Source organism: Bacteroidales bacterium (assembly GCA_031275285.1).
In the GTDB taxonomy this organism is placed as follows: domain Bacteria; phylum Bacteroidota; class Bacteroidia; order Bacteroidales; family UBA4181; genus JAIRLS01.
The window spans coordinates 1-8,370 of the sequence record JAISOY010000050.1; the positions used below are offsets into that span (position 1 = coordinate 1).

7 protein-coding genes are annotated in these 8,370 nt (G+C 42.6%); 5 read left to right on the plus strand and 2 right to left on the minus strand.

Annotated features, from left to right (window positions below):
* From LBQ60_04715 to LBQ60_04730, 4 genes are all read left to right on the plus strand, one after another.
* On the plus strand, positions 1 to 441 hold a 441-nt coding region (locus LBQ60_04715; protein ID MDR2037206.1), incomplete at its 5' end, for a serine hydrolase.
* 33 nt (positions 442 to 474) lie between these two features.
* Positions 475 to 1,374, plus strand: coding sequence for a hypothetical protein (locus LBQ60_04720; protein ID MDR2037207.1), 900 nt, complete (start codon positions 475 to 477; stop codon positions 1,372 to 1,374).
* A 26-nt stretch (positions 1,375 to 1,400) separates the two neighbouring features.
* Entirely contained in the window at positions 1,401 to 2,756 is a 1,356-nt protein-coding gene (locus tag LBQ60_04725; protein MDR2037208.1) for a hypothetical protein, read from the plus strand.
* Between the two features lie 170 nt (positions 2,757 to 2,926).
* Complete coding sequence (locus LBQ60_04730) at positions 2,927 to 3,742, plus strand: purine-nucleoside phosphorylase (GenBank protein ID MDR2037209.1); 816 nt, start codon at positions 2,927 to 2,929, stop codon at positions 3,740 to 3,742.
* 24 nt (positions 3,743 to 3,766) lie between these two features.
* Here LBQ60_04730 and LBQ60_04735 read toward each other — a convergent pair whose 3' ends face one another.
* The gene (locus tag LBQ60_04735) at positions 3,767 to 4,132 is read right to left on the minus strand and encodes an MmcQ/YjbR family DNA-binding protein (GenBank protein MDR2037210.1); all 366 of its coding nucleotides are present in this window, start codon (positions 4,130 to 4,132) and stop codon (positions 3,767 to 3,769) included.
* Between the two features lie 196 nt (positions 4,133 to 4,328).
* Here LBQ60_04735 and LBQ60_04740 point away from each other — a divergent pair, with 196 nt between their 5' ends.
* Positions 4,329 to 6,236 (plus strand): M1 family metallopeptidase, encoded by a 1,908-nt coding sequence (locus tag LBQ60_04740; GenBank protein MDR2037211.1) that lies wholly within the window; start codon positions 4,329 to 4,331, stop codon positions 6,234 to 6,236.
* A 71-nt stretch (positions 6,237 to 6,307) separates the two neighbouring features.
* Here the strand turns inward: LBQ60_04740 and LBQ60_04745 are convergent.
* Positions 6,308 to 8,370: hypothetical protein (locus LBQ60_04745; GenBank protein ID MDR2037212.1), on the minus strand; the 2,063-nt coding region annotated here is incomplete at its 5' end.

Consider the following 8,370-nt stretch of genomic DNA (forward strand, 5'->3'; position numbering starts at 1 on the left):
CATGATGAAAATGCAGCATTATTGGGAGGGGTAAGCGGACATGCCGGCGTATTCGGCAATGCCAATGACCTCGCCAAACTGATGCAGATGTACCTGAATATGGGAATATATGGCGGTGAACGGTATATTGAAGAAAAAACCATGGAAACATTTACCTCAGCCCCGTTCCGCAGGCAGGGAAACCGCCGGGGGATCGGATTTGATAAGCCTGAGACAGATTCCAGGAAGCAGAATCCCGCTGCTGGAAACGCATCATTGGAAAGCTTTGGCCATAGCGGCTTTACCGGAACATATGCCTGGGCAGATCCTAAGACCGGACTATTGCTCGTTTTTTTATCCAACCGGATATGCCCTGAAACCACCAATACCAAATTGATTACCTCCGATTTACGAACAAGGGTTTTTGAATTACTGACCGACGCGATAGAAACAAAAGAATAACTGCGTATATTTACATCCGTTAAATATCCTGTTTTGAGCTTTTTATACCAGGCTTTCGGCCTTAACATACATGCACAGTTTGAATGTCCGGAATTAACACCCAATACCACGGATACCGTTGCGGACATATTTTTCCGCGAGGGCTTTGTTGCGGAACATCTGGAAAATGCATCCATCATTGGGGAATGGGTGGAAGTACTTCCACAACTGGTACTATTGCACATTGACCAGGTGGGCCGTTTCCTGGTTGAAAACGGAAAAACCATTACCGTTTATCCACATAAGGAAACATCCCGGGAAATGATCCGTTTATTCCTGCTGGGTTCGGCCATGGGGGCTTTACTTTACCAACGTGGTATTTTACCCTTCCATGGAAGTTCGGTAAATAAAGACGGGCAATCCATGGTCTTTTCCGGTCCGTCAGGAATAGGAAAGTCCACACTAGCCGCATCGATGATGAAAAAGGGGTTTCAATTGTTGAGTGATGATGTAACGGCCATTACATTTTCTCCGGATGGGATTCCGGAGACATCTCCCGGTATCCCGCAAATCAAATTATGCAGGGATTCCATACAACAACTGGAATTCGATGTGAACCGGGGAAGAATGCTCGGGCAGAGTGGAAAAATCGGTTTCTCACCATACAATCAGGTGGCATCCCATACATTCCCTTTGCAGGCTATTTATATACTTGGTCGTCATCCAAAGAAGCAGACAGAGGTAGTCCCATTATACGGAATAGATAAATTCCATGCTTTACGGATGAATACCTACCGGCCGTTATTTGTTAAAGCTATGGGGATAGAACAGGAACATTTCGACCAGCTGAAAAAACTGGCTTCCGGTACGGATGTTTACCTTATACTGCGTCCGGAAAACGGATTCCATTTAGATGAAATCGTTGCAAAAATTGAAAAATCGATGATTGAATGACATTCTCAAAAAACATATATATATTTTTGGTACTATCAGCCCTGGGCGTCTTCATGTCGTGTTCTAAAAACGATATCTCTAACGATGCATCATATCAGCTGGACTTTTCAGTCGATACCCTGCGCTTTGATACCGTATTTACCGAATTGGGGTCGGCAACAAAACGGCTGATGGTGTACAATCCGAATAAGAAAAAAGTCCGTAGCCAGATCATCCTTTCCGGAAAAGAAACTCCTTTCAGGTTCAATATTGATGGCAGGCCTGTTGAAAACACGTGCAATGTTGAAATTGCCGCCGAGGACAGCATGTACATTTTTGTGGAAGCAACGATACATCCTTTGAACGACGAGTGGCCGGTATTGGTGACTGATTCTGTTATTTTTGAAACCAATGGCAACCGCCAGAAAGTTCTTACGGAAGCATACGGACAGGATGTATTTATTTTACGCGATGATACAATCCAATCTCAGGTATGGCAGGGAAATAAACCATACCTGATCTACGGACGCCTGGTCGTAGACTCATTACACACACTAAAAATCGGTCCCGGAGTAAAAGTACACATGTATCAGGGAGCAGACCTGCTTGTTAAAGGCTCACTGGTTGCAGAAGGTACCACAGAAGAACCGGTTATCTTTTCGGGCAGCCGTACCGAAGTGTTGTACGATGACATCCCCGGCCAATGGGGCAGTATTATCTTTTCTACGACGAGCCGTGACAATATTTTAAGGAATGTCTACATTCGTAACGGCACCAATGGGATTTTGCTGAGCACCTCTTCTTATGATGCAGTTCCATATCTTTTACTTGATGCGGTTGTGATCCGGGACATGTCTTACTCCTGCCTGATGACCTTTTCCTCGGATCTTGACGCCTATAATTGCCTGATAGCAAATTGCGGTTACTATACCACAGGTCTTTTCGGTGGAGGAACAAGCCGCTTCACCCACTGTACCATGGTAAATAACTATTCAGCATACACCAGACGCAAAAGCATCCCGGTTCTATCCATCAGCCACGCATATCCACCGGAGGGTACGGAAAACAAAACCGGCATTCCATTGGCAGTTACCGTAAATAACAGCATTATCTATGGAACCCTGAACAATGAATTATTACCCGGCAATGATGTGGATTATAAATTCCATCATTGTTTACTGCGTACGACCATTAATTCGCCGTTTTTTGAAAATGTGCTCACCCAGGCTAACCCATTATTCATTGATCCCATCGGAGGAAATTTTCGCCTGGAAGAAACATCCCCTGCCCGTAATGCGGGAGACATCATTATTTCCGAAAGTATTCCTCTCGACCTGGACGGAAATAACAGGATACTGGACGGAAAACCTGATCTGGGGGCTTACGAGTGGAAATCGGAGTAAATCGTTGTTTTGTATCCGATTTTATTGTATTATTGCGTTCCGTGAACATTTAAGTATTACCGGTAAATTAATATCGCATTTGATAAATGTAACCAGATCAAATAATGCGACTTAAGAAAAACAAATAGCATTGGATACTTAACTTGTCATTCATATTAATCAGAACAAGTATGGTGGATAAAGTTTTAAATACAGTGGCATATATCGAGGAGAAGATCAATGATTTTCGTCCCGATTGGGGTATTATATTAGGTACAGACCTGGGTGGTCTTGTCAATGAAATTGAGATAGTCCATACCTTTCACTACAGGGATATTCCGAATTTTCCCGAATCGACAGTGGAAAGCCATAAAGGTCTCCTTATTTTTGGCTATTTGTCGGGACAGAAGGTTGTAGCCATGCAGGGCAGGTTTCATTATTATGAAGGATATACCATGGATCAGGTTACTTTCCCGGTCCGTGTGATGAAATTCCTGGGTATTCGTCGCCTGATCATATCCAATGCAAGCGGTGGAGTCAACCCTGATTACGAAATCGGAGATATCATGATCCTGAATGACCATATCAATCTGATGCCGAACCCATTGATTGGAGAAAACATCGCGATGCTGGGTTCCCGCTTCCCGGATATGAGTGAACCATATGATAAGAAGATGATCGACACTGGGCAAGAGATTGCAAAGCGCCTGAAAATACGCTGCCATACAGGATGCTATGTCGGGCTAACCGGACCGACACTGGAAACCCCTAAAGAATACCAGTATGTCCGGATAATCGGAGGAGATGTTGTGGGAATGTCTACTGTTCCTGAAGTAATTGTAGCACGTCATATGAGCCTCCCTTGTTTTGCAGTTTCCATTATTACCGATCTGGGTGTTCCCGGAAAAATCAAAGAAGTAGGCATTTCAGATGTAGTAAATGCAGCCGGTGAAGCAGAGCCTAAGATGACCGAAATGATCAAGGAATTGATCATGGTAACGGTTTAATAATTACTGTAACAAAGCTGAAATTTATTCTTTCAGATGTTTGTATTCTTCCCGTAATTTTTTCGGTAATTTCCTGATGACCTCACTTACCGAATGATCGATTAATTCTTTGATCAAAATATCGGATACATCACTTTCAAGACCAACAGCATTCCAGAGCAGGGTATTGGCATAATGTCCCCTTTCCACACCCTCATAACGCTCCCTTAGTTCAACAGAACGGTCCGCATCACATTTCAGGTTTACCTTGAAACTATCTTTGGGTGTGATACTGATATAAGCGAACATTTTTCCCATTATTTTGAAGACTAGTATTGTATCATCAAATGGAAAGCTTTCCGAAGCTCCTTTTACTGACAGGCAATACTCCCTCAACTCTTCAATATTCATTGGTCTATTTATTTTTACATCGGTGATCCAAAAATAGCTGATATTTTTTATTCAATTCCTAAGTGCCGTCTGTAAATTTGATCAAAGTAGCTCTTTACCAGCACACATAGATAGAAAAAAATCACAGGGGCTCGGGTACAGGCTATGATCACTTTCACAATTATTCTTGTACTTTTGTACTTTCAAAAAAGTATCAATGAAAATATATCTTTATTTTTTCTACTTCTTTTTTTATACATGTGGTCATGCGCAACCTTATGCTCCGGTTCCTGATTGGTATCAGGACTATGATATAAAATTTTATAAAATAGACATCGAAGCTGATCATATGACCACTGCTATAAAAGGAAAGGCAGATGTGGTGGCAGCTATTGAAAAAACAGGACTGGACCGCCTTATATTAGAATTGGGTGATCATCTGCATGTAGATTCGGTTTGGTTAGACGGGAACCCGGTTTCATTCCGTCATGCAGACGGGCTTCTTTATGCTTATAGTTCCTTCGTATTGACCGAAAATCAGGATTACACGATTTCTGTAAGCTATTCCGTTGCAGATAAGAAAAATGAAGGTTTTTTCTCAGCCATCACCAATCGTAAAGATGATTCCTGGAATATACCGGTCACATGGACGCTTTCCCAGCCGTATAATGCAAAAAACTGGTTCCCCTGCAAACAACACCTTCCGGACAAAGCAGATTCCGCTTACCTATTCATTACAGTTCCCGGACATTTGAAAGCAGGTGCGCCGGGTATCCTTTCATCGGTAACACCTATGCCGGACAACAAACTGCGTTATGAATGGAAGACCCGTTATCCGGTGGCATATTATCTATTGTCTTTTGCTGTCTCGGAATACCGGGAATACAATATCTATACCTCCAACGAACAAACCGGGGATCCGGTCCTGATCCAGAACTATATTTATGATAGGGACGGCTATCTGGAAAATAATCAATCCTGGATCGATACTACCCGGTCATTGATAGGATTATATTCCAAATTATTCCTGCCATATCCTTTCGCTAATGAAAAATACGGACATTGTGCAGCACCTATGGGTGGTGGGATGGAACATCAAACCATGACCACCATTTCCTCCTTCGATTTCTTGCTGGTGGCCCATGAACTGGCACACCAATGGTTCGGCAACCTGGTGACATGCGCTTCTTTTCAGGATGTATGGATCAATGAAGGATTTGCTACCTATAGTGAATACCTGGCATTGGAATATCTGGGATCAGCAAGAAAAGCCACCCGGTGGATGCTTGACACCCATGAGATGGCTACCTGGTCAAAACAGGGATCGATATTTATCCCGAAGGAATCGGCAAATGATATATGGCGGATATTCAGCATGAGCCTAAGTTACAAGAAAGGAGCGGCTTTGGTACATTATATCCGTTATATCATCAACGATGATGAAACATTTTTCGGCCTGTTACGCGAATTCCTGAAAAAATATGCCTTTTCAGTAGCCACGGGTATGGATTTCAAAAACTTTGCACAGGAATATACGGGAATAGACCTCACGCACTGCTTTGATCAGTGGTATTTTGGAGAAGGACATCCTGTATTTGGCATCTCCTGGCGGAAAAACGGACCAAATGTCGAATTATTGCTGGAGCATACCGGTTCTTCCAAATCGAATCCATTATTCATAACCGATTTAGATATATGTTTCAACCGGTCCGGAGCCAATGATACCTTAATCCGTGTACCTATCCTTACCAACAAAGAGTTTTTTGTTTTCGACATTCCCGGTAATGTAACCGAGATTAAAATTGATCCGTACTACTATGTACTTAAAGAGATACAAAGCCTGGTTAAGGTAAAGGATTTTCCCACTGCGGACGATATGATACAATGTGATACATATATCAAAAGACGTCAAAACCTGATGGTGAATTTTTCTAAAGAAACAGAGCGGAATTGCCGCCTAAAATTAACCGATCCCCAAGGGACAAAAGTATATCTGGACGTTTCTTCAGGAAAGAAAAGAACCATAACACTTCCTATGGAAGATTTACCTGATGGGAATTATCTATTATATGTAAATAACGGCAAAGACCAGTATATCCGTAATATACTGAAAGCAAATAAGTAATTCAATAGTTTCAGAAGCTGTTTAACATTATATAAGATATAACGACACCCGGGCTTCCTACATAGGTACTATTAATTAGAGGGTACTGCGGATTCTTCCGGTATTTCTTCCGGAAGCGCTACGGTAGTCGTATCGAGTTTAAAATACTCCTGTTTAAGATCTTCACTAATCATCAACCTGGACTTAAAAGACGGGGTAGCCGATGGTTCATTGATAATTTCATCAATGGTCTTTTTAAGATGATCATACATTTGTTGCCTGAGGTTTACCTGCACGGATGCCAGGGTCTGTTTTTTTGCAGGAGTAAATAAATCCTTGTATTTGGCTTTTGCCAGTCTGAATTTTATTTTATCCGGAGTACCCGAAATATTCAATCCGAGTTTAAAAGGCAGCGGGGATTTCAAAACGGAAATATGGTAATCAAAACTCATGTCAAGGTTCTGTACCCCTCCTACTCCTACGGTATACCTATCGATAGAGACCATAAAGGGAAAAACCATCAGGCTGTTGTCTTCCATGATAAACTCAACCGATATGGAATCGATCATATTCCGTTTCTTATTTTTAAACATCAACATTTTCGATATTTCTGCAAACGTTTCCCCATCAAGCAAAACCATATTTTTACCATGCAGATAGCACGAAGCACTCGTTTCCGGAAGAATAAAATCCGATTTTTCGTCCAACTCACTCATGATTGCCATATTACAACTAACCACCCCTTCGAAGGATTTTAACATCGGAGCCAGTGTATCGATCATCGGAAATCCTCCCAACAACTCTTTTATGTAGATCCTGTCCATCTTAATATCCAGGCCCAAATTGGCTTTCTTTTTATCGGTCGCCTTATACACAAGGGATAAATCTACATTTCCTACTTCAGAACTCAGTTGCAGGTCGGGTAAACGAAGTGACTGATTCCGGATTATGACCTTACCGGCGACATTATCCAGCAAAAGATTACTAAAAACGGCCTTTTTTAATTTTGTATCCAACTCAAAATCAATATTCCTCGGAATAACAAATATACCTGTAGCGGTATCCGATGGTCCGGTAAGATCATTGGTATCATCGAAGACTACCTGAGCAATCGAATCCCTTCGATTTACATCGCTGCCGGCAAATTCGGTCCCTGCAGCAATGGCTCGTATTATTTCATTGACATCCAGTGTGTCCGACTCAATGCCCAATCTGGCCGTTAATCGTCCGTTACGGAGTAATAACTGCTGGATTCCTTCAATACTACCGGTAAGCATCAGGTCTGAAACTCCCGCTTTAAAACGGGTATTGGTTAATGAGAGGCTATTGGTCGTGAATCCCAGTTCAGACTGTATCATCTTTACAGGTAAAGGAAAGAAGGGGGTTCTCAGGTTCATATCTTTGCATTGGAAGGAACCTGATAGATCCATGTCGCGTATCAGTTTTCTGGCATCTTCCGATGCCAGCTGGAAAGAAAGGTATGAATCCTGGTTCTGCCTGCGAAGGGAATCAAACCGTTGTACCCATGCAGAGTCAGCCCTGGTATGCTGTTGCTCCCGTCTTCTTCCGGATTCCCTTTGTTTCATTCTCATCTGGAAAGAGGCATTATTGATATATCCCCCTGCTACGGGCATACGGGCACCCAGGTTATCCAGGTTGATCCGTGCAATGAGCTCTGGTTTTTTCGGATTATCCGGGGATGGAACCATTCTCAGGGATGCGGATGTTTTCAAAGCAAGTGCTTTCACTGAATCGCCCATATCCAAAAAGATATTTTCAGACCTGAAAGATGTAGAAACCGCAGCAATCGTATTCGAATCCCTGGGCGCAGTAGTCCGGAACCGTACCGATAATTTCCCGGCTTTTGCAAGTACTCCATTGCCTGTATCCAGCGATATACTGTCAATATCAACATTTCCCCTCAATAGGGTTTCGACTTCCCGGCCCCTGATACTGTCCTTCACATTACTTCCTAACCGGACACTGGCCATCGAAGCAAAAAGATCCAATCCGTCTGTACCCTTTAACAATACATCATCGACATCTATTCCCCCGCTTGCTTTTATCTTACCGTAATTGCCATTCATCACCTCATCCATAAAAAAGCTTCCGGAAAGGTCCATTTTGATGAAACCACCCATCTGCATGCTGTCAC